The sequence below is a fragment of the Erwinia sp. genome, assembly GCF_049696395.1.
Classification (GTDB): Bacteria; Pseudomonadota; Gammaproteobacteria; order Enterobacterales; family Enterobacteriaceae; genus Erwinia.
In genome coordinates this window covers 1-20,534 of the sequence record NZ_JBAVTT010000071.1, presented here as the reverse complement: position 1 = coordinate 20,534, position 20,534 = coordinate 1, and the positions used below count along the sequence as shown (strand labels likewise).

Sequence of the window (20,534 nt, the reverse complement as noted above, 5' to 3'; positions counted from 1 at the left end):
CCCCCTCCTACGCCGGGTAAACTCCATGAGCAACTTCCTCAGTCCTGCCGCTGCTTATCTTAATCGCCGCAACGAATTACTGGCTGAGCGCTCTGTGGTGGAGTCGCCAGTGGTCATTCAAACGATCAACAAAGCCCTGTTAGCCAGCGAGATCGCCATGGCGACGTTTCATGATTTGGAAACGCTGAAAACCCTGCAACTGCGAAAGGTCAGACTGATTGACTGGCATGAAGCAGACGGCCAGCAAGAGCTGCAAAACTTTGAGCTTGCCAGCAATGCGCTGACCCTGGCGGAGGATGACAACGAGCAGGCTTTCCTCCGCTATCAGCGTGATTTTGCGTTGATGGCGGCGTCGTTTTCCTGGCAACATGCCAGCCTGCAGATGGTACAGAATGACCTGTTTGCCGCCACCTTTAACCTGTGGCTGGAGACGCTGGAAGAGCTGTTCGCTTTACCAAACCGCAAGCTGCTGTTCACCAGAGTCAGCAAGATCCTGGCCTTTTCCATCGGTAAAATTCCGGTTCTCGGTGAAGCCATAGACGTCTACAGGATGTTGGTTTCAGTGATGCTCGCCAGCCAGGAAAAAGCCAAAGGTAGCGATGAGTACTTTCAGACGCTGGAAAGTTACACCGAGGCCGCCAACCTTTGCAGCCGCGGCATTTTGATTTTTTGCTTCACCACCGAAGCCGTGCTGCGCGGGCGCGAACTGCCGAATGAGGCCCAGCTGAACGAAAAAATCAAAAGCCATTATAACAGCGTGATAGACGGCACCCACCCTTACTTCTGACCCGCCAGGCCGAGCCCTCACCCTTTCTGTGGTAATATAGGGGAGTAAACCCTGTCAGGGTTCCCTTACAGACTACGGATTTAATGAGTTGCTATGTCAGCCACAGCTAAAAGAAAAAACGACCCGGAAGGGTTGAAGAAACGCATCCTCGCCGGTGCGCTTGCCACTTTTGCCGAATTCGGCCTTCAGGGCGCCCGCATGGAACAGATTGCTGAACATGCTCAGACCACCAAACGTATGGTGGTGTATCACTTCAGCAATAAAGAGAACCTGTATGTGGAAGTGCTTGAGCAGGTGTATCAGGAAATTCGCCAGCATGAAACCGGCCTGAGTCTGGCTGAGATGCCGCCGGTGATTGCCATGGCGCGCCTGGCTGAAGCCAGCTTTGATTATCACATCACCCACCCGGACTTTATGCGGTTAGTCTGCACCGAAAATCTGATGCGCGGGCGTTATATCAGCCAGTCTTCCAGAATCAAAGAACTCAATCAGAGTGCGCTTGACGTACTTGATGGGATCCTTAAGCGGGGTAAAACCGCTGGCGTGTTTGACAACAAAGCCGACACTGTCGACGTTCACCGCCTGATCAGCAGCATCTGTACCCACAACGTGTCGAACCGCTATACCTTCAATACGTTGTTTGGCGGCGGCGAGAGCGAGCAACAGAGTATCTCCCGTAATCGTCAGCTGGTGGTGGATGCCACGCTGCGCTATTTGCGCCCGGTCTGATCTCTAATCTGTACAACATAAAATAACCTGTACAATTTTTCATGCCTCAGAACCTGTCGTTCTGGGGCTTTTCAGCTATGCTTATCGGTAGTGTACGGCGTCTTAAAAGCTCAATCCTGCGCTTTTCCCCCTTACCGATCAGTTATTGTCCTTAAACCAGGAGTTGTCGATGACGAGCGAAAATCGCGGATATCCCCTTCGCAAACCCCATCCAGCCGCCGATGGCAAAGTGTGGAACTGGGCACAAAACGCCACGCTCGGCGAGAAAAGCGCGGTGTGCGCGCCAGGCTCAGAGGCCGAGTTGCAAACGCTGGTGGCCGCAAGCCAGGGCAAGATCCGCGTGATGGGCAGCAAAATGTCCCCAGGCCGGATGCTGGAGCTGGTTGAAAAAGGCGATACGCTGGTAGACCTGAGCCAATTGCGCGGGCTGATTGCCCTTACTGACGACAGTGCGACATTTGCGGGTGGCACGCCGTTGCACGAGGTTTACGAGATCCTTTCCGGGATTGGCCGGATGTTGCCTGCTTCACCAGGCGTGATTGCTTCACAATCACTGGCCGGGGCATTATCAACCGGCACGCATGGCCAGGGATTACAGCAAAGTTCGATTGCCGATGAAGCCCTGAGCCTTCGTCTGGTGCTGGCCGATGGCAGCATAGCCGAATACGATCGCGACCATAAATGGTTTCCAGCCGTACAGCTGGGACTGGGATCGTTAGGCGTGCTGACGCAGGTCACGCTTAGAACCCAGCCATCGCTGGTCTATACCTGTTTTAAAAATGCCGTGACGGCCGATACGCTGGAGCAGGATCTGCTCGACTGGAACCAGAACTATGCGCTGAGCAAAGCCTGGTGGTTCCCGAACGAAAACCAGGTTCACGTCTGGGCAGCCAGGGAAGCGAACGAGGAAGAGATCGCGCTTTATCGCGATAACAACGAAGATCTGGTCAAGCAGGAAGAGACCAGTGATGCGATGAACCAGACGATCGATCAGACGCTGGAGCACATGCGCAGCGACACCAAAATCGTTGATGAGAACGGCAAACCGTTCCGCACTGTGACGCGCTTTAAAGATTTCTCAGACGTGACTGGCGATGTATATCAGGTCTTCTGCCGTGGCATTGCTACGCCGCAGATTAACGTGGAGATCGGGATCCCGCTGGCCAAAACTGGCGAGGTGATAAGCAAGATTAAAGCCTGGCATGCCGAAACGCAGCCCCATATGCATTACCCGATTATCCTGCGCTGCACCGGCCCCTCTTCTTCCTGGCTGAGCCCCTCTTACGGGCAGGACACCTGCTTCTTTGGCTTTGTGGTGTACTACGCCGAAGACGGTTCACTGTCTGAAGAAGGGGTGAATTTCCTGCGAGCCGTAGAAGAAGTGCTGGCAGCCGAAGGTGGCAGGCCGCACTGGGGCAAATACTTTGAAGCGCCGTTATACGACTGGGCAGCGCTGTATCCGCACTGGGCCGATTTTGAAGAAGTGCGTGAAGCGCTGGATCCCCGCCACAAATTTGATAATGCGTTTACCGCCGCATTGTTTGACTGATTATCCAGGAGAAGCCAATGAAGGCATGGACTACCCTATTGACGCAGCCAGGCTATCTGGTCGGCGTTGAGGCCTTGCAGAAGTCGTTAGTAAAAGCTGGCAGCGCGTATCCGCTGGTGGTGATGGTAACGGAAAATATTGATGCCCAGGCACGTCAGACGCTGGAAGCCGCGGGTTGCTTGCTGCGTGACGTGCAGCCGATAAGCCCCAACAGCAGCTTGCAGAATAATTATGCCAACGCCCGGTTTTCCGAGGTGTGGACCAAGCTGGCCGTGTGGCAGCTGACCGAGTTTGAGCGCATCGTGTTTCTGGATGCGGACATGCTGGTGACGCAGAATATGGACGAGCTGTTTGACCTGCCCCTGGCAGAGGACGAGATCGCCGCCTGCCACGCCTGCCGCTGTAATCCCAACAAGATCCCAAGCTATCCAAAAAGCTGGCGACCAGAGAACTGCTTCTACAGTTTCTGCCGTGGCGTTGAGCACACTGAAGAGCTGGAAGAAGTGGATAACTATCTGAACGGCGGTTTCCTGGTTCTGCGACCGGATCAGGAGATATTCGAAGACATGCTGCATCAGCTGGCGGAGCTGGACGATCTCTCGCGTTATCTGTTTGCCGAGCAGGACTTCCTGAATGACTATTTCCACGAACGCTGGAAGCCGTTGCCCTACATTTACAACGCCTTAAAAACCCTGCCGTTCCAGCACGCGGCGATGTGGGACCTTGATGAAGTGAAGAATATTCACTACATCATCGACAAACCGTGGGAGAAGGCGCTGGACAAGAACGACCGCAACTATGTCCTGAACAAGATGTGGTGGGATATCGCCAAATCCTGAGTCGGGACTGGAGGGAATCACTCGTCTAAAGGGTTTGATGGCAAAGTTGGGGCGGTTTTTACTGGGATATTTCAAGTCGTCTTAGCGGCCTGGGGTCAAAGTCAGGTCGCTTTTCGCTAGGATCTGGTAAGTGGTCTTTGTGCTCTGATGGCTGGTCAGGGAGAGAGAGTTGAACACGAAGACGCCGTGAATCCATCCTGGAGGCTCAGCTGCGGCGTCCATGCCGCAGATGCTTCGCTTATCAACTCTCTCTCCCTTCCCTTTAGCTTCAAAGTTGAGCAGATGATTGTGGCTACACAATTCAAAATCCAGGTGATGTTCTGCGCTTCATTGATCAGTCCGCATGTGTGCTGCATTATCCAGTCGCGCGTTCGTTCCAGCCGTCAGTAAACTGGATATTCCCATCAATAATGCGCCAGGTGATTTTTTCATACTGTAAGCTTACGCTCTCTGTGTGATTCATTTTATCGTTTCCGGCTAACTTCACATTGGGTACACCGCAGTTAACGCCAGTGATTTTTACATTTTCCATCATTACGGTGTAGTAGCAAACTTCCTGTCCTGCATCGTTTATGCGATAAAAGCAAATCTCTGCGCTTTTCAACGTCTGGCCAGTTGTAGCGGCTTTGTAGAGATATGGCGTCGAACTATCAACATCCTTTTCAATCATCATCGATGAATGCTGACGTGTGCCAGTGATTTTCCCGTTGGCGCTGTCTACAGGCAGGTTAACACCATGACCTAAACCATTAATCTCAATGCTTCCTTCGCGATCTTTAATGTCTACAGCCCCTTTTATATCCGCGCCAACATCGTCTTTGAGCCACATATAAGGTGGGATTGGCATTTTACCTGCTCCTTACTCTGCTGATTAACTTCATTGTTATGAGATAAATAGGTGTGGTTATTATCAAATTGGAAAGAACATCAATATAAAAATAAAGGTCATAAAAATTATCGGCTCCAACCTCGCCAGGCCCATAGAGTGCAATGCCTAACCTCAAAGCCCAGGCGCGGTCCAGCCATATTTCAGAGGGACCTAAAGTCCGGCCAATAACCACCATCAGAATTAAATAGAAAATGACTTTGATAAATCTACGGACAAGTGTTCGAGCCATTGGCTACCACCTCAATCCACCCCCGCGCCATTAAGGAACGCATACAAGGGACTTGTATCAAAGAGGTGTTCATCAGCGCATTGCGGATAACGGCATAATCAGAGTTATGGGGTACCGTAATACACCCTTCTGAGAGACGTCCTGGGTGAAGCCTGAACATTCCACGATGAACGCCGTCAATCCACGTACCGTCATCAATGCCCAGGTCATCTTTATAGAGGGCAAACCATTCATTGCGGCCGAATTGAGCGTCGTCAAAAAGTCGATTAAATAAGTCCTGAGATTGAGCCTTTGCCCATGAAAACAGACCACCGCTGCCACGATCAACAATCCAATACTTCCCCGGCGGTATTGGGCCATTGTTGGAAATGGCTGCACATCCCCCTTTATTTCTGTAAGCCCCCTGACCTGAAAAGGCCATAAAAACGCCCACACCTTAGAGATTAAATGGCGCGTAATCAGCGCCATTCAGAAACAATTTCCCTTGCAAAGCCATAGTCACCCTCCAGTCCATGTGGTTACTTTGGGTGATAGTACCAGCTTAAAATAAAGTCAGCAGGTAAAATTTGACTTAAAATAAAGACCCTGTCTGTAGCGAATGAGACCAATCCAGCTTGAAGCAAGCCAAGCTCTGTCCAACCAGGGTGCCCGCATAGCGCTCATTAGACAAGTGTATACAGCAGGGATGTTGTGAGGATTTTGACCTGTGCGTCCACCAAGCCAACCGACATCACCGAAGCTTCCGGGTGGCAGCATAGCGCTCGTTAGCCGAGTATCTGCAGCAGGGATGCTGCAGCTAAGCCTATAGGGACATATTCACGGCGTCTCGGATAACGAGCGCTATGCTGACGCCATACCTCCGCAGCCGGTTTTGACCTCTCTATTCTTGCCCAAACAACGGAATAGCCTTGCCGGTGATATACCGCTTCCGCAACTTCGCAGAGACGTAATCCATCGTCATCACAATCACCACCAGAATCAGGGTGATAAACATCACTACATCCCAGTTCCATAACCGCATATTTTCGGCATACACCAGCCCCACGCCGCCTGCTCCTACAAAACCTAATACCGCTGCCGACCGCGTATTTGACTCTATCTGATACAAACTCAGCGCCAGAAATGCCGGGAAGGATTGGGTGAAAATACCGTAACGGTGCTTCTGCAACGCGTTGGCTCCCACTGCATTCAGCCCTCTGCTCGGGGAGCGCTCCACCGCTTCATGCCCTTCCGCATACAGCTTGCCCAACAAGCCTACGTCCTGCATCACTATCGCCAGCACCCCTGCCAGCGGCCCCATCCCTACGGCTCTTACAAAAATCAAACCCCAAATCGCCATATCAATGCCGCGCATAATATCCAACAACCGCCTGACCACCAGCGCCACTGGCCGCAACGGCTTTGATGACATAACATTTCTCGCCGCAAGGAACGACACCGGTAAAGCCACCAGCGTGGCGGTGATCGTTCCGGCAAACACGATCGCCAGCGTGATAAAAATCTGGTTGAAATAATAGGCAAACGGCCAGTTAGCCACGTCATGCCAGACAAACATCCGCAGAAAATACCGCGTGATCTGCGTCGATCCTGTTGCCAACTGCGCCCAGGTAATGCCGAACATATTAAAAAAGAAAACGTAATAAGCGAGGATCAGCGCCGCCAGAATCCCTATTTTGCGTAAATAACGCCGCTGAACGGCAAACAGCTCGCTGTGTTGCGCCTTCAGGCTGTGCAATGTCTCTGATCCGGCTAATGCGATCATGCGGCTTTCCCCTCTACGACCCAACTCCGTAACCGCCCGGACAGCGTATCCAGCAATGACACCACCACAATAATCAACAGCAGGGTCATGCTCACCTGATCGTAACGATCCAGCTTAATATTGGTCATCAGCTCCTGACCTATCCCGCCTGCCCCTACCAGACCCAGAATGGTCGACTGACGGAAATTCACTTCAAGACGCATAAAGCTGTAAGACAGAAAGACCGGCTTCACCTGCGGCCACAGAGCGAAACGCATCCTCTGCAGCGGCCCTGCGCCACAGGAAGCCAGACCGCGTCCAGGCTTGTCCGAGGCACTTTCAATCGCTTCATAAAACAGCTTGGTCAGACTGCCAATCGTGTGCAGCGCCAACGCCATAAAGCCGGGGATCACCCCAATACCGAACGCCATCACAAACATCACCGCCCACGCCAGCTCCGGCATGGTGCGTAAAAAGGCTACCGCAGTACGGATGCCATAACGCACCGCAACGGGAGACTGCGTATTATCGGCCGCCAGAAAAGCCAGTATTACCGCCACAATCACCGACAGAAGGGTTGCGGCTAATGCCAGATTTAACGTTTCCCAGATCAACGGCAGCTGAATGTGCAGACGATAGCCCCAGTAAGCCAGTGAGCCTTCGGTGTGCCCATCGGCAAACAGCAATTTCCAGTGCAGGACGGGGACGGTTTCGGCCAGATAATCGAAGAAATGCGGAAGAGAAGACCAGACGGTGGTCAGGCTGAATTCAGAAATGTTGCCGGAAGCCAGATAAAGCGCCAACAGAACCAGGGACCAGAGCACCGTATCGCGTTTTTGCCTGCCACGGATCTGCTGATAATAACGCTCGAACTCAGTGTTTTGCATACGTTAACCGGATATCTCTTGTAGCGGCTCCCGGCCCAACAGCAGGAAGCCGCCAGCTGTTACACCTTAACGCGCGCCCTTAGTCAGCTCGCGTTTCATCTCGATGATGTTCTTGTAGTCAGCTACGGTAGCCGGAGCAATGTGCTGCGTGCCGCCCATCGCCTTGATAAAGCAGCTGTGGTTACTGGTATCCAGCTTCTTGATCGCGGTAATCAGCTTCGCCTTGAAATCCGGGTCCAGCTTGTTGCTCACCAGGATTGGGCCATTAGGAATTAACGGTGATTCCCAGATAATGCGGATCTGCTTCATCAGGTCCGGGTGATCCATGCGGATCATACGGGTGAATGCGCCGCTGGTGTAACCGGTGTTGTAATCACCAATCATCGAAGCCCAGGTCACCGCCCCTTCAAACTGACCGTTCAGCACGCCTAACACGTCCTGCTCATGGCCGCCGGAGAAAGTCACGCTGGAGAAGAAGCCTTTATACTTATCATCAACGGTGCCACCAAACTCTTTCTTGAACGCCTGGTTCGGGATCAGGAAGCCAGATGTGGAATCCGGGTCAGCCATACCAAAAGATTTGCCTTTCAGGTCGGACAGCTTCTTGTAAGGGCTGTCTGCCTTCACGATCACCACTGAGTGGTAACCCGTTGACTTGTCCGTGTCATCCGCTGCGATACCGACAACATCAACCGCTTTCGGGTCATTGATGTAAACGGAAGCGTAAGAAGAAGGTGACATGCTCAGTACCATATCCACTTTGCCGCCCAGCAAGCCCTGGATCACGCCAGAGTAGTCTGAAGAGTTGCGCAGTTTGGTATCGGTACCCAGCTCTTTATCAAAGAAATCCTTCACGCACTGGTTATCACCAATCTGCTGCGTGGCGTTCTGACCACCCAAAATGCCTAAGTTCAGTTCCTTTGGCGTGGCAGCCTGAGCAACGCCAGAAGCCACTACGCTGGCCAGTACTGCCGATAAAAATAATTTTTTCATTGCTGAGTCCGTATCCCAAAAAAGGTCTTAGTTAAGTTGCGTCATCTCTTCGCCATACAGCGTATGGAGAAGGTCTTCTGTTAACTGCGACGGATGTCCGTCAAACACAATGCGCCCTTTGGCAATGCCAATGGCGCGGGTGCAGTACTCTTTCACCAGCTCAACCGAGTGCAGGTTGACCATCACGCTGATGCCGTTGTCGCTCACCTGACGCAGCACATCCATAATGCGGCGGGTGTTTTTCGGGTCGAGGGAAGCGACAGGTTCATCGGCCAGCAGAATTTTCGGGTTCTGCATCAGCGCCCGGCAAATCGCCACGCGCTGCATCTGTCCCCCTGACAGGTTCTCTGCCCTTTGCAGCGCCTGCGGCAACATATTCAGCCACTCAAGCAGGCCAATGGCGCGGGCACGATCTGCATCAGGGAACACTTTGAAAAAGGATTTCAGGGTGGAGGTCTGGCTCAGGCGGCCAAGCAGGACATTGGTGAGCACATCAAGACGGGGAACCAGGCAGAAGTCCTGGAAAATCATCCCACACTCGCTACGCCACTCGCGCATCTGGCGAGCGTTCAGCTCAACGATGTTCTGCTGCTGACCGGATTCACGGTAATTAAGGATCTCACCGTCGGTGGCCGGCAAAGTGCCGTTCAATACATGCAGCAAGGTGGATTTTCCCGCGCCGGAACGCCCAACCACAGCGACCAACTCACCCGCATGCAGATCGAAATTGATGTCGTGCAACACGCGGTTCTGCGCGTTATAGGCTTTACCGAGTCCCTTCACTGCCAGAACTTTTTTCTGTGCTGCCCGCAAAGGTGTGACGTCAGGAGCGGGAGCCGGTTTTAAAAGTGCCTGTGCCATAATATTTCCCGTAGTGAGGCAGGCGTTACGCCTTGTGCGCCCTATTAACGGCGAGCGGGGTGACGTTTTAATGACAGGGATATGATGAAAGCATGACTACGGGACACAGCCGCTTCGTCTGGAGAGGAAGGCAACCAAAAAAGACTTTAAAATCAGAATGGTAGCTGTAGCCACCACCCCATTGATAACGGGCTGCCCCGCGAGGCAGGAAAAGAAAAAATAGCGTTAAATCTCTAAAACCTGGCCGTCGTAAGCCGCAAATACCCCGGCTGGCAGCACGTTTTCCGCCAGCCAGTTGTCCACTTCATGGCTGATATGCGTCAGCCAGGTTTTGCCCGGCGACAGCTGCTCATGCAGCGCCAGCGCCAGCGAAATATCGTTGTGATTGCGAGGCGGTGATTCTGCCGGCGCGTAGCTACAGTCCAGCACCAGATGATCCAGCTTGCGCTGTTGCAACCAACTTAGCGTCTCCGCTGGCAGGCCAACCGTGTCAGTCAGATACGCCAGCCGTTTACCCTGATGTTCAATCAGATAACCGAAGGTGAGCCTGGAGTGGATCAGCGGGAGCGGCGTCAGTAGCAAAGTGCCGCAGGGAAGCGGATCGAAAGGCCGCAGAAAAGGCTGAAATGCTAACAGACCGGGATGACGATACAGGTCGTCACAGCCCTGCTCATCCGGCGGGCAGTACACCGGGATTTTTGGCCCCAGCCCCCAGCGCAGCGCAAATAACCCCTGCACATGATCCATATGAAAATGCGTAAGGAAAATGCGGTTAAGCTCACCCGGAGCAAAACGCTGCTCCAGATGGCAGAGCCCCGCGTCCAGCAGTGTGGTCTGGCGATCATGGTGGATTAAGGCGCTGGTTGGCCCGCGCCGCCGTTCAGCATGCTGCCGCGCCCGTTCACAGGCCGGGCACGCGCAGCCAAAGACCGGAACCTGCTGCACATCGCCGGTGCCTAAAAAAGTAAACTGCATAATCAAAATACTCCCTCAAACGGGCTTCTGATGATCGGGGCAGCAATAAGCCCACGAATTTAAGTCACCAACCAACGGCCGAAGGGTGCAATTCAGCCTTCGGCCGTTGCCGTATTTCACCGCAAAGAGGGATATTCTGGCGTTTTAACCTGCTCAGTCAGCAGCGCCAGGAAATGGCTCAGTGTCTGGTTTAGCGGCCCATTGTTATTCAGCATTACACAGCATGCTGGCGCACCTTCAACGGCCCGGCGCAGTCGCTGGGCAATCTGCTCTTCACTCTCTCTTCCACGCTGACGCAGCCGCTGTGCCAGCACTTCCGGCGACACCTGCAAACAGACCGGCAACAGTTGCGCGCCATAACGCTGCTCAACTTCCGGCAGATGCAGCCTTGAGCCGTTCACCACCACATCCAGACCCTGCGACAACCAAAAGTCGATCTCAATGCCCAGCGCGTAATGGTGCTGATGTGCCTGCCAGTCGATGGCAAACAGCCCTTTTTGCTGACGACGGCGAAACTCAGCCTCGCTGAGGGCAACATGATTTTCGCCCCCGGCATCGGCCGCTCGGGTGATGTAACGGTGCGCCACCAGCACCCCTTCCGGCGCCGTTTCGCGTAACGCATCGAGCAGGCTGTCCTTACCTGAACCCGACGCCCCCATCAACCAGATCAGCCTGGCCATCAGTAAACGGCCTTGCCTTTCGCCCAGACTGAACGTACGTAAACCTGTTCCTTATGCTGCTTAACCAGCACCAGATCCGCCCGCTTCCCTTCAGCGATAACCCCGCGATCGTGCAGACCAATGGAACGTGCCGGATTGCTGGTGACCAGCGCGACAGCCGCAGGCAAGGTGTAGCTATTCTTCTCATCATCAGCGATGCGGAAGGCGGCATCCAGCAGGCTGGCCGGATAGTAATCTGATGAGAGAATATCCAGCATTCCCAGGCTTGCCAGCTCATGCGCAGCCACGTTGCCGGAATGCGATCCGCCCCGCACGATATTCGGTGCGCCCATCAATACCTGTAACCCTTGCTCGCGGGAAGCGCGTGCCGCCTCTGCCGTGGTCGGGAATTCCGCAATCACACTGCCCACCATTTTGGACTCTTCCACATGCGCCAGCGTGGCGTCATCATGGCTGGCCAGCGGAATATTGTACTGGCGACACCAGGCTGAAATCCCTTCACGGTTTGGCTTCGACCAGCGCTCAGCTAAGCGCAGCTGGCTGGCTTCGAACTCGTCCATTTCCGCATCGCTCATGTTGTACTTACCCTGGAAGTAAACGCGGTACTTCTCCAGAGAGGTGTACTGACGCTGACCCGGCGAATGGTCCATTAACGACACCAACGACAATTCTGGCGTACACATCAGCTGCTCGAACAACGGCTGCGTGGAATCGTGTGGCAGCTCGCAGCGCAGATGCAATCGGTGCTCAGCGCGGTTCAGGCCGTGTTTCTCGCTGTAGCGGATGGCGTTGATCATCTTTTCCAGATTATCTAAGCGGTGCCCGCCGTCACGCACATCGCCCACACCAATCGCATCCAGCACCGTAGTAATGCCGTTAGCTACCATCAGCGCATCGTGGCTGCTCATTGCCGAGTGCGCAGGCCAGTCGACTTTTGGACGCGGGGTAAAGAATTTGTCGAGGTTATCGGTATGCAGCTCGACCATACCCGGCATCAGCCAGCCGCCTTCGCCGTCAATGGCACCGGGGATCTGGCTTGAGGTATCCGAGAACGCCTGGATTACGCCGTTTTCACAGGCCAGCGATCCGCTGACCACTTCATTTTCCAGAATCAGTTTGACGTTATTGATGATCATTGGGCGCTCTCGGCAACGGGGTTCATAACATGCAGACGGTTGGCAATGCGGTCGCGTACCGCGCTGTCGTGGAAGATCCCCACGATGGCAGCACCGCGATCGCGGGCTTGTTCAATCAGGCTGACTACCGCCGCGCTGTTGGTGCTGTCCAGCGAGGCTGTGGGTTCATCCAGCAGCAACACCGGATAATCGGCGATAAAACCACGAGCGATATTCACGCGCTGCTGTTCACCGCCGGAGAAGGTAGAAGGGGCCAGCTCCCATAAACGTGAAGGCACATTCAGGCGACTGAGCAAGGCTTTCGCCCGCTCTTCACTCTCCTGACGATCCAGCCCACGTTCCAGCAGCGGCTGCGCCACCACATCCAGCGTGGTGATGCGCGGGATCACCCGCAGAAACTGGCTGACCCAGCCCAGGGTGTCGCGGCGCAGTGCCAGAATCTGCCGCGCCGGAGCGCTGACCAGATCGACCCATTCCTGTTGATGCCTGACCCAGATATGGCCGCTGTCCGGCAGATAGTTGGCGTACAGCGATCGCAACAGCGTGGACTTGCCGCTGCCCGAATGGCCGTGCAGCACCACACATTCTCCGGCGGCCACTTCCAGGCTGGCGTTCTGTAATACCGGCAGCTCTGCGCCGTGCTGGTTATGCAGCACGAAGGTTTTCGATAAATTTTCGACGCGAAGTTGAAGAGTCATGATGTATTCCAGAGTTAACCCAACACGGAGGAGACTAAGAGTTGCGTGTAAGGATGATGCGGATCGTCCAGCACCCGATCGGTCAGCCCGCTCTCTACCACTTCACCCTCTTTCATCACCAGCAGGCGATGGGCCAGCAAACGCGCCACGCCCAAATCGTGGGTGACAATCACCACCGCCAGATTCAGGTCCCGCACCAGGCTGCGCAGCAAGTCGAGCAAACGAGCCTGCACCGAGACATCCAGTCCGCCGGTTGGCTCATCCATAAACACCAGCTTCGGATGGGTGACCAGGTTACGGGCAATTTGCAAACGCTGCTGCATCCCGCCGGAGAACGTCCCTGGCAAATCGTCGATACGTGACAGAGGGATTTCGACATCTTCCAGCCACTGACCAGCCGTCTCGCGGATGTTGCCGTAATGCCGCTGGCCGACAGCCATCAGGCGTTCGCCGATGTTGCCACCTGCCGATACCTGCGGACGCAAGCCATCCATCGGATACTGATGCACTACGCCCCATTCGGTGCGCAGCAGGCGGCGGCGATCGCTTTCACTCAATTGGTACAGATCCTGTCCCAGATAGATAATCTCGCCCTGCTGCGGAGCCAGCCGCGCTGAAATCGCCTTCAGCAGCGTGGTTTTCCCGGAGCCGGACTCGCCGACAATCCCAAGAACTTCGCCCGGATACAGCTCAAACGACACATCTTTGAAGCCTTTGCCTGGCGCATAAAGGTGGGTTAACCGGTTGACGGCCAGCAGGGGTTGTTCGCTGATCATGCTTGTTGCGCCTCTTGTTGCTGATGGCAGTAATCGGTATCGGAACAGACAAACAGCCGGGTTCCCTGGTCGTCCAGCACCACTTCATCCAGATAGCTGTGTCGCGAGCCGCAAATTGCGCAGGGCTCGTCCCACTTCTGCACGGTGAACGGGTGATCGTCAAAGTCCAGGCTTTCAACTTTGGTGTAAGGCGGCAAGGCGTAGATGCGCTTTTCACGCCCGGCCCCAAACAGTTGCAGCGCAGGCATCATGTCCATCTTCGGATTGTCGAATTTAGGGATGGGCGAAGGGTCCATCACGTAGCGATCGTTCACCTTGACCGGATAGGCATAAGTGGTGGCGATATGGCCGTAACGGGCGAGGTCTTCATACAGCTTCACCTGCATGATCCCGTACTCTTCAAGCGCGTGCATGGTGCGGGTTTCGGTTTCACGCGGCTCGATAAACCGCAGCGGCTCCGGGATGGGGACCTGGAAAATCAGGATCTGATCTTCGGTCAGCGGCGTTTCCGGAATACGGTGACGCGTCTGAATCAAGGTGGCATCCACCGTGCGCTCTGTTGTTGCTGCCCCGCTCACACGCTGGAAGAAGCGACGGATAGAGACGGCGTTAGTGGTGTCATCCGCGCCCTGGTCAATCACCTTCAGCACATCGTGTACGCCAATGATGCTGGCGGTCAGCTGGATGCCGCCGGTGCCCCAGCCATAAGGCATCGGCATTTCCCGGCCGCCGAACGGCACCTGATAGCCAGGAATGGCCACCGCTTTAAGGATCGCCCGACGAATAGTGCGTTTGCTCTGCTCATCAAGGTAACCGGGGTTATAACCGCTCAGTTCAGTCACGGTGCTTCTCCTGGTATTCGGCACGCAGGCGGTTGAGCAGCTCAAGCTCGGCCTGGAAATCAACATAGTGAGGAAGCTTCAGGTGCGAGACGAAGCCAGCCGCCTCCACGTTATCCGCGTGGGACAGCACAAACTCCTCGTCCTGCGCCGGGCTGGTAACCCGCTCGCCGTATTCGGTGGTTTGCAACGCACGGTCCACCAGCGCCATCGCCATCGCTTTGCGTTCGGAGCGACCAAACACCAGCCCATAGCCGCGAGTCAGATGCGGTGCCTTGTCGGTTGGGGTAGTGAAGCCGTTAACCATCTCGCATTCCGTCAGCAAAATTTCGCCGATCTCCAGCGGGAAGCCCAGCTCTTCTGGCTCGATCTCAACCGTGAGAAAGCCGGTGCGAATTTCCGCAGCAAACGGGTGATTACGCCCGTAGCCGCGCTGCGTGGAGTAACCCAGCGATAGCAGGAAACCTTCATCACCGCGCACCAACTGTTGCAGACGCGCGGAACGCGGAGAAGGATAAGACGGCGGGTCGCGCGTGATATCCACCGGCTCGCTGCCGTCATCTTCTTCACGCAGTGCCAGACCTTCGCGCGTCATCAGATCGAAGGTATGAGCGCAATTCTCTTCTAAAGGCTGTTCCGCACGCGGCGCTTGTGGCGCTTTGCCTTCAGCCAGCAAGGTAAAGTCGAGCAGACGATGGGTATAGTCATACGTCGGGCCCAGTACCTGACCACCGGGCAAATCCTTGTAAACAGCTGAGATGCGGCGTTCCAGACGCATCTTTTCGGTGGCCAGCGGCAGGCTGTCTGCAAGGCGTGGCAAGGTGGTGCGATAGGCGCGCAGCAGGAAGATAGCTTCCACCAAATCCCCGCTGGCCTGCTTAATCGCCAGCGCTGCCAGTTCACGGTCGTGGATGCCGCCTTCGGTCATCACGCGATCTACCGCCAGACCTAACTGCTGATCGATCTGCTGGCAGTGAAGTTCGTCTTTCCCTTCGCCACGGCGCAGGTTTTCCTGCAGCTGGTGGGCGGCTTCGATCGCCTTCTCGCCCCCTTTAACGGCAACGTACATCAGCAAACCCTCACGTCTGTGGTGCGTGGCAGCGCCATCATGTTTTCCCCACAGGTGAAGATCAGGTCAATCCCCTGCGGGAAGCTATGCGGGCGCTCGCGCAGGTATTCCAGCACGCTTTCCGGCAACTGAGGGGCAATCGCGCGGGATTCCAACAGGCCCGGTCCGCTAAGGCGCAGCGTCAGTCCACCGTTCAGGCTCGGCACTTCAATAATCACCGTGGTGCTTTTTTCAGGGGAGACGTTATCACCCGCTGAGAACTGCCCGATTGCGGTAGCGGATTTGGCATGCAGCAGAGCAAAAGGCGCATCAGTCTGTTCTGTCACTGGCGCACCAGTATGGAAGCGCAGATTGGTCAGCAACGCTTCGTCGTTCAGGGTGCTGTCCAGGTAGAGTGGCGTTTCACGGTCAACCAGCGTCATCAGCACGGCCGTGGCGGCAGAAGAGACGCGCCCCCAGGCGGGCAGCTGCGGCAAAGAGACCATCACGCCGGGTTCGCTCATCGCTTTCAGGATGCGGCGAAAAGCCCGCTGAGAATCGGCAACCGGATGGGTAAAGCTGGCAAGTAAAGTCATTAATTATCTCCCCGGACAAGGGTGAAGAAGTCGACACGGCTGCTGGCGATTTCGCGGGCACGCTGAGTCAGTTGCTCCTGGCGGGCGGCAGCCAGAGGCGCGATGATTTGAGTCTGGATCAGCTCTGCGCTGCTGCTTTGTTGCAGCAAGGCATCCATCAGGGCGCAGCGTTCGGCATGGTCTTTATTACGGCTGATCACGTAGCTGTAACCACAAATGCCGTCATCAAGACGGACCACGGCGCGGGTTACGGTGGTATCCCCAAGAATAAAACGGCGACCGGTGCCGCCCATTCTGGCTTGCAGGCGGGTAAGACCGGTTTCCGGAACACGCAGCAGTTCATACTGCGGATGAAGGTTCAGCGGCTGCCAGTGAGCCAGCAGTTGCGCGGGCTGGCAGTGAGCCAGCACCGAGAGCCAGCGCTGTCTTGCCTTGATCGGGTCCATTTAATGCTCCAGCGTCAGTTCAATCATGTCCGCGCGCGTCAGGCTGACGGAGTATTCCGCCAGCTGATTTTCGCCCGTGGTGTTAAGGGTGCGGACGCACAGCAAAGGAGAGTGCAGCGCAACTTCCAGCAGCTTGCTCTCTTTGGCCTGAGCGCGACGCGCGGTAATTCGGGTCTGCTTGCGGGACAACGCCAGCGACAGGTTTTGCTGCATAAAGTCATGCAGCGAACCACTGTTGAACTGTTGCAGCGTCGGCCACCAGCGCAGGTCTGGCAGAGAGTGGTTAATCACGCAAACCGGCACGCCATTCACCCGACGCAGCGTGCGCAGATGGATAATCGTATCGCCCTCGACCAGGCCAAGCGCGGCGGCGATTTCGGCATTACAGGGACGAAGCACCGCCAGCAGACGTTCGCTGGTTGGGTGACTGCCCTGCTCCAGCAGGTTCTGGCTGAAGCGAGCCTGCGAATGCAGCGGATAGTTATAAGGACGCATCAGCACCAGGATGCCCACGCCCTGCCGCCGTTGAACCAGGCCTTTATTGACCAGCTCATCCACCGCACGGCGCAGTGTGTGGCGATTAACGGCATAGCGCTCCGCCAGCTGTTTTTCGGAAGGAAGGTATTCCCCGCAGCGGTAGGTGCTGCTGAGTTCCGTTTCGAGTTGGGCAGCAATAGCCTGATATACAGTGGTCGGATGTCTGGACAGGTTCAGCATGGAAAAATCCTCAATCACAGGGAGGAGGCGGTGTCGCAAGAAGGAAAACTCCGGCGACCTGACTTTTTCAATGCAGGTATGTTGCGTGCGGAATGTGACAGCGGGGTTAAGGCTTAATGTACGGACGATGAATTTGGTTTTAGGGGGTTGGGGGTTTTGGGTTTGCTACGCAGGCTGTGGTTGAGGCTGTTGGTTTACTAATATTTATTTTTACGGCGTTTATTGCCGTAAATGAGTATTTATTTAAACTAAAAAGCGACATCAGTTTGAAAAAATGATTATCTACGGCAATAATTAACGTGAATTTCATTCTTTTCAAACCAGGTGTGGCGCTATGCTCAATCTCAACGCACGACATCAGCTTAAAAATCTGCTCCCCATCGGCATGGTGGCGACAAAACCCTGGCTGCTCGCTCAGGGTCTCAATCTGCATTTCATCGATAACGCGGTCAAGAGTCGGACATTGCTGGCACTCACGCCGGGTGTTTATGCACGCGAAGAGAAGCCGCTGCACTGGAAAGGGATCGTGACCTCGCTTCAACGAATGAGCAGCGAACCAGTCCATGTAGGTGGATTATCAGCACTGGATCTTGAAGGACTCTCACATTATCAGGCCAGAGGTAAAACGCCGCTGATCCACCTGTTCTCCGCTTCCCCACTACCTGCCTGGCTGTACAAAATTGAAATCGATGCCACTGTTGAATGGCATGGCGTGCAGCGCCTGTGGCCTGCATCAGTGATGAATAATTCTACGTTTTTGCGAGAAGATCACTGGCGTGAGTCGCTGCCTACCTTAGTCTATTCAGGGCCAGAAAAGGCTGTTCTTGAACTTCTGGCAAATGTGCCTGATAACATCAGTTTCGAACATGCTGATCAGCTTATGCAGGGACTGGCAACATTATCCCCCCGTAAGTTGGATGCGCTGTTGAAATCAAGTTGCAGTATCAAGGTGAAACGTCTGTTTTTCTGGCTGGCTAATCGATACCGGCACGCCTGGCTTAATTATCTGAATCCAGACCAGTATGAGCTTGGCACAGGAAAGCGAGAAATTGCAAAAGGTGGGAGCCTGGATAAAGCGTGGCAGATCACTGTACCTCGGGAGATGTGAATCAAAATGGACAGAGAGAGCACTTACTACAGGCAAGTCCAGTTACTGCTGCAACTGATTCCTTTCATCGCCAGACAGGACTGTTTCGCTTTAAATGTCCGTGAGGAACTGGTTGAAATGGTTAATAAGGCTCTTACTCGATCTGAACGTGATTTCCTGTTGTCGTTTAAAAACCGCACCCCGGACTGGCTACTGCTCGGACTGGACGGCATTGAACGGTTACCAGCCGTGCGCTGGAAACTTAAAAACCTGGCCAACATGAATGAGGTGAAACATGCAGAAGCTTACAAACTTCTCCAGCAAGTTTTGGGTGATAAAACCCATTTAGCCAAATTTTGACTTGCAGCCAGATGGAAGACCGTCACTATGCAGTGTAAACCTGAGTGGATAGAGCAACAAAAAGGCTCCCTAAGGAGCCTCATTTAGAAAATAGGTCAATAAGCAAAGAGCGAACTCAGACCTAGTTAATCTCGGTAATAAAATTCTCGCGAGAACGGCGTACTTTCTTCAGATTCACCAGCCAGTCACCTTCTTCTGCACGGTAGCCCAAAGGCAGGATGATCACACTGCGTAAATTTTTGGCCGACAGCCCCAGAATCTCATCAACCGCTGCCGGATCGAACCCTTCCATTGGCGTGGCATCCACTTGCTGTTCTGCTGCAGCGATCAAAGCGGAACCCAGAGCAATATAAGCCTGGCGAGCAGCGGCCTGGTAATTGGCTTCCTGACCCCGTTCGGCAACGATGCCCAACAGCATCTGACGGTAATTTTCCCAACCTTCATTGGTCATGCTGCGAACTTCATTGGTCAGATCAAACATCATATTGACGCGATCCGCCGTGATGTCGTCCCAGGCAGCGAACACCAACAGATGGGAGCAGTCCGTAACCTGAGCCTGGTTCCAGCTCACCGCTTTGATTTTTTCCCGAACTTCCTCGTTAGTCACCACCAGTAATTCAAATGGCTGCAGGCCGCTTGATGTGGCCGTGAGCCGCACAGCTTCCAGGATATGTTCCAGGGTATCGGCCGAAATTTTCTTCGAAGGATCGTATTTTTTAGTAGCGTAACGCCAGTTCAGGAGCTCGGTGATTTTGGTCATTAATCTCATCCATCGCGATATAAGTGATTGATTAGTTTTCAGTGCCGGTGATCGGTGTTTGCATCACCCACATACTAACGACAATTTGACGTGAAGCAGTAGAGCAAAACGAGGCATAAGGCCCACTGTACAAATCTGCTAATCTCATTACCAGGCGAGGAACGGATCTTCTCCAGCGGCTATCCACACTGGCACCAGACAAATTCAATACCGTGAAAGCTTAGCGGGTTCAACTCAGTGGGATACGGCAGGTTTCATTAAAGATCGCAGCCCAATCGACCGATAAATACAGAACACTCCTTCTGACCCTGAACGGGTCAAAGAGACTCTCCTGCTCATTTTTGCGCGTAAAATAGCATCGTAAAAACGGCTGCTCAACAGGCTGTAGCGTAAGCAAACAACGGATCGACCACCATGACTACTGTGATCAAACCTACCCTTTCCGCCGTTTGGTCCATGGATGCCCAGGGCATCTTCATCGCCAGTCAGGAAAGCCCTGCAGGCCTGTTGCCCACACTGCAAGGCGTTACGCTAAGTGCATGGCTCAGGCTCGCACAGGCAGATGATGATGCGAAAATTGCGCTGCAACTGACTGCGGCATTGGAATGTGTGACCCCCTTTCATCTTGAAGTGCCGATCCAGTGTCTGGACGGGATCACCCGGCGCGTGATTGTTTCAGGCCTGCCGGATTGCCAACCTGATGCTTCTCACCTTCAGTACAACGGCTTCATTCTGGATATCACCGCGCAACGCAAAGCCCTTGAAGACGCACTGCGCAAGGCAGCTGAGTACCGTCTTTTGATTGAAAACAGCACTGACCTGATCGCCCATTGCGACTCGGACGGCAGGTACGTGTCGATCTCGCCCTCTTACAGCAAAATGACAGGCTGGTCAGCCGATGAGATGACAGGC

At 54.4% G+C, this 20,534-nt stretch carries 23 protein-coding genes and 1 pseudogene; 7 read left to right on the top strand and 17 right to left on the bottom strand.

Translation table 11 applies throughout. The features are described 5' to 3' along the window. The first annotated feature begins 25 nt into the window (after positions 1-25). The 4 genes from WCC56_RS09820 to WCC56_RS09805 all read left to right on the top strand — a co-directional run bounded on the left by WCC56_RS09820 (position 26) and on the right by WCC56_RS09805 (position 3,904). The gene (locus WCC56_RS09820) at positions 26-787 is read left to right on the top strand and encodes a hypothetical protein (protein WP_424692189.1); all 762 of its coding nucleotides are present in this window, start codon (positions 26-28) and stop codon (positions 785-787) included. 93 nt (positions 788-880) lie between these two features. Continuing rightward, positions 881-1,516, top strand: coding sequence for a TetR family transcriptional regulator (locus WCC56_RS09815; RefSeq protein ID WP_424692188.1), 636 nt, complete (start codon positions 881-883; stop codon positions 1,514-1,516). Positions 1,517-1,685: 169 nt separating this feature from the next. Further along, positions 1,686-3,065: a D-arabinono-1,4-lactone oxidase gene (locus WCC56_RS09810; protein ID WP_424692187.1), complete on the top strand. Its 1,380-nt coding sequence runs from the start codon at positions 1,686-1,688 to the stop codon at positions 3,063-3,065. 17 nt (positions 3,066-3,082) lie between these two features. Beyond that, complete coding sequence (locus WCC56_RS09805) at positions 3,083-3,904, top strand: glycosyltransferase family 8 protein (RefSeq protein ID WP_424692186.1); 822 nt, start codon at positions 3,083-3,085, stop codon at positions 3,902-3,904. A 355-nt stretch (positions 3,905-4,259) separates the two neighbouring features. Here WCC56_RS09805 and WCC56_RS09800 read toward each other — a convergent pair whose 3' ends face one another. The 16 genes and pseudogenes from WCC56_RS09800 to phnF all read right to left on the bottom strand — a co-directional run bounded on the left by WCC56_RS09800 (position 4,260) and on the right by phnF (position 17,415). Then, complete coding sequence (locus WCC56_RS09800; RefSeq protein WP_424692185.1) at positions 4,260-4,751, bottom strand: Hcp family type VI secretion system effector; 492 nt, start codon at positions 4,749-4,751, stop codon at positions 4,260-4,262. A gap of 248 nt (positions 4,752-4,999) precedes the next feature. Then, positions 5,000-5,518 (bottom strand): annotated as a pseudogene (locus WCC56_RS09795) (DUF2778 domain-containing protein). 384 nt (positions 5,519-5,902) lie between these two features. After that, positions 5,903-6,784: a phosphonate ABC transporter, permease protein PhnE gene (gene phnE / locus WCC56_RS09790; protein ID WP_424692184.1), complete on the bottom strand. Its 882-nt coding sequence runs from the start codon at positions 6,782-6,784 to the stop codon at positions 5,903-5,905. Continuing rightward, a complete protein-coding gene (phnE, locus tag WCC56_RS09785; protein WP_424692183.1) occupies positions 6,781-7,650 on the bottom strand; it encodes a phosphonate ABC transporter, permease protein PhnE in 870 nt (289 codons plus the stop codon). Before phnE (WCC56_RS09785) ends, phnE (WCC56_RS09790) begins: the two co-directional genes overlap by 4 nt. 66 nt (positions 7,651-7,716) lie before the next feature. Continuing rightward, positions 7,717-8,643, bottom strand: coding sequence for a phosphonate ABC transporter substrate-binding protein (phnD, locus tag WCC56_RS09780; protein WP_424692182.1), 927 nt, complete (start codon positions 8,641-8,643; stop codon positions 7,717-7,719). 27 nt (positions 8,644-8,670) lie between these two features. Beyond that, the gene (gene phnC, locus WCC56_RS09775) at positions 8,671-9,504 is read right to left on the bottom strand and encodes a phosphonate ABC transporter ATP-binding protein (RefSeq protein WP_424692181.1); all 834 of its coding nucleotides are present in this window, start codon (positions 9,502-9,504) and stop codon (positions 8,671-8,673) included. A 225-nt stretch (positions 9,505-9,729) separates the two neighbouring features. After that, positions 9,730-10,479: a phosphonate metabolism protein PhnP gene (gene phnP / locus WCC56_RS09770; protein ID WP_424692180.1), complete on the bottom strand. Its 750-nt coding sequence runs from the start codon at positions 10,477-10,479 to the stop codon at positions 9,730-9,732. A gap of 116 nt (positions 10,480-10,595) precedes the next feature. Then, positions 10,596-11,159, bottom strand: coding sequence for a ribose 1,5-bisphosphokinase (phnN, locus tag WCC56_RS09765; RefSeq protein WP_424692179.1), 564 nt, complete (start codon positions 11,157-11,159; stop codon positions 10,596-10,598). Next, the gene (gene phnM, locus WCC56_RS09760) at positions 11,159-12,295 is read right to left on the bottom strand and encodes an alpha-D-ribose 1-methylphosphonate 5-triphosphate diphosphatase (RefSeq protein WP_424692178.1); all 1,137 of its coding nucleotides are present in this window, start codon (positions 12,293-12,295) and stop codon (positions 11,159-11,161) included. The genes phnN and phnM overlap by 1 nt, the downstream gene beginning before the upstream one ends. Next, on the bottom strand, positions 12,292-12,993 hold the full coding sequence (gene phnL, locus WCC56_RS09755) for a phosphonate C-P lyase system protein PhnL (RefSeq protein WP_424692177.1): 702 nt from the start codon (positions 12,991-12,993) through the stop codon (positions 12,292-12,294). The genes phnM and phnL overlap by 4 nt, the downstream gene beginning before the upstream one ends. Positions 12,994-13,007: 14 nt before the next feature. After that, on the bottom strand, positions 13,008-13,769 hold the full coding sequence (phnK, locus tag WCC56_RS09750) for a phosphonate C-P lyase system protein PhnK (RefSeq protein WP_424692176.1): 762 nt from the start codon (positions 13,767-13,769) through the stop codon (positions 13,008-13,010). Beyond that, on the bottom strand, positions 13,766-14,611 hold the full coding sequence (locus WCC56_RS09745; RefSeq protein ID WP_424692175.1) for an alpha-D-ribose 1-methylphosphonate 5-phosphate C-P-lyase PhnJ: 846 nt from the start codon (positions 14,609-14,611) through the stop codon (positions 13,766-13,768). Before WCC56_RS09745 ends, phnK begins: the two co-directional genes overlap by 4 nt. Then, a complete protein-coding gene (locus WCC56_RS09740) occupies positions 14,604-15,677 on the bottom strand; it encodes a carbon-phosphorus lyase complex subunit PhnI (RefSeq protein WP_424692174.1) in 1,074 nt (357 codons plus the stop codon). Before WCC56_RS09740 ends, WCC56_RS09745 begins: the two co-directional genes overlap by 8 nt. Beyond that, positions 15,677-16,252: a phosphonate C-P lyase system protein PhnH gene (gene phnH / locus WCC56_RS09735; RefSeq protein WP_424692173.1), complete on the bottom strand. Its 576-nt coding sequence runs from the start codon at positions 16,250-16,252 to the stop codon at positions 15,677-15,679. Before phnH ends, WCC56_RS09740 begins: the two co-directional genes overlap by 1 nt. Next, on the bottom strand, positions 16,252-16,698 hold the full coding sequence (phnG, locus tag WCC56_RS09730) for a phosphonate C-P lyase system protein PhnG (protein WP_424692172.1): 447 nt from the start codon (positions 16,696-16,698) through the stop codon (positions 16,252-16,254). Before phnG ends, phnH begins: the two co-directional genes overlap by 1 nt. Further along, positions 16,699-17,415 carry a phosphonate metabolism transcriptional regulator PhnF gene (gene phnF, locus WCC56_RS09725; RefSeq protein WP_424692171.1) on the bottom strand — a complete coding sequence of 239 codons (717 nt, stop codon included), beginning with the start codon at positions 17,413-17,415 and terminating at the stop codon, positions 16,699-16,701. 334 nt (positions 17,416-17,749) lie between these two features. On the opposite strand from phnF, the gene WCC56_RS09720 reads away from it, so the two are divergent. Both WCC56_RS09720 and WCC56_RS09715 read left to right on the top strand, forming a co-directional pair. Further along, positions 17,750-18,523, top strand: a complete 774-nt coding sequence (locus WCC56_RS09720; RefSeq protein WP_424692170.1) for a type IV toxin-antitoxin system AbiEi family antitoxin domain-containing protein — start codon at positions 17,750-17,752, stop codon at positions 18,521-18,523. Between the two features lie 117 nt (positions 18,524-18,640). Next, entirely contained in the window at positions 18,641-18,862 is a 222-nt protein-coding gene (locus WCC56_RS09715) for a hypothetical protein (protein ID WP_424692169.1), read from the top strand. 121 nt (positions 18,863-18,983) lie between these two features. Here WCC56_RS09715 and WCC56_RS09710 read toward each other — a convergent pair whose 3' ends face one another. Then, entirely contained in the window at positions 18,984-19,622 is a 639-nt protein-coding gene (locus WCC56_RS09710) for an NAD(P)H-dependent oxidoreductase (RefSeq protein WP_424692168.1), read from the bottom strand. Positions 19,623-20,036: 414 nt separating this feature from the next. On the opposite strand from WCC56_RS09710, the gene WCC56_RS09705 reads away from it, so the two are divergent. After that, a partial coding sequence (locus WCC56_RS09705) for a PAS domain-containing protein (protein WP_424692167.1) occupies positions 20,037-20,534 on the top strand: 498 nt, incomplete at its 3' end.

Excerpts from the sequence above, each read along its gene's own strand:
- WCC56_RS09820 (WP_424692189.1), top strand. The coding sequence starts at position 26 with ATGAGCAACTTCCTCAGTCCTGCCGCTGCTTATCTTAATCGCCGCAAC.
- WCC56_RS09815 (WP_424692188.1), top strand. The coding sequence starts at position 881 with ATGTCAGCCACAGCTAAAAGAAAAAACGACCCGGAAGGGTTGAAGAAA.
- WCC56_RS09810 (WP_424692187.1), top strand. The coding sequence starts at position 1,686 with ATGACGAGCGAAAATCGCGGATATCCCCTTCGCAAACCCCATCCAGCC.
- WCC56_RS09805 (WP_424692186.1), top strand. The coding sequence starts at position 3,083 with ATGAAGGCATGGACTACCCTATTGACGCAGCCAGGCTATCTGGTCGGC.
- WCC56_RS09800 (WP_424692185.1), bottom strand. The coding sequence starts at position 4,751 with ATGCCAATCCCACCTTATATGTGGCTCAAAGACGATGTTGGCGCGGAT.
- phnE (WP_424692184.1), bottom strand. The coding sequence starts at position 6,784 with ATGATCGCATTAGCCGGATCAGAGACATTGCACAGCCTGAAGGCGCAA.
- phnE (WP_424692183.1), bottom strand. The coding sequence starts at position 7,650 with ATGCAAAACACTGAGTTCGAGCGTTATTATCAGCAGATCCGTGGCAGG.
- phnD (WP_424692182.1), bottom strand. The coding sequence starts at position 8,643 with ATGAAAAAATTATTTTTATCGGCAGTACTGGCCAGCGTAGTGGCTTCT.
- phnC (WP_424692181.1), bottom strand. The coding sequence starts at position 9,504 with ATGGCACAGGCACTTTTAAAACCGGCTCCCGCTCCTGACGTCACACCT.
- phnP (WP_424692180.1), bottom strand. The coding sequence starts at position 10,479 with ATGCAGTTTACTTTTTTAGGCACCGGCGATGTGCAGCAGGTTCCGGTC.
- phnN (WP_424692179.1), bottom strand. The coding sequence starts at position 11,159 with ATGGCCAGGCTGATCTGGTTGATGGGGGCGTCGGGTTCAGGTAAGGAC.
- phnM (WP_424692178.1), bottom strand. The coding sequence starts at position 12,295 with ATGATCATCAATAACGTCAAACTGATTCTGGAAAATGAAGTGGTCAGC.
- phnL (WP_424692177.1), bottom strand. The coding sequence starts at position 12,993 with ATGACTCTTCAACTTCGCGTCGAAAATTTATCGAAAACCTTCGTGCTG.
- phnK (WP_424692176.1), bottom strand. The coding sequence starts at position 13,769 with ATGATCAGCGAACAACCCCTGCTGGCCGTCAACCGGTTAACCCACCTT.
- WCC56_RS09740 (WP_424692174.1), bottom strand. The coding sequence starts at position 15,677 with ATGTACGTTGCCGTTAAAGGGGGCGAGAAGGCGATCGAAGCCGCCCAC.
- phnH (WP_424692173.1), bottom strand. The coding sequence starts at position 16,252 with ATGACTTTACTTGCCAGCTTTACCCATCCGGTTGCCGATTCTCAGCGG.
- phnG (WP_424692172.1), bottom strand. The coding sequence starts at position 16,698 with ATGGACCCGATCAAGGCAAGACAGCGCTGGCTCTCGGTGCTGGCTCAC.
- phnF (WP_424692171.1), bottom strand. The coding sequence starts at position 17,415 with ATGCTGAACCTGTCCAGACATCCGACCACTGTATATCAGGCTATTGCT.
- WCC56_RS09720 (WP_424692170.1), top strand. The coding sequence starts at position 17,750 with ATGCTCAATCTCAACGCACGACATCAGCTTAAAAATCTGCTCCCCATC.
- WCC56_RS09715 (WP_424692169.1), top strand. The coding sequence starts at position 18,641 with ATGGTTAATAAGGCTCTTACTCGATCTGAACGTGATTTCCTGTTGTCG.
- WCC56_RS09710 (WP_424692168.1), bottom strand. The coding sequence starts at position 19,622 with ATGACCAAAATCACCGAGCTCCTGAACTGGCGTTACGCTACTAAAAAA.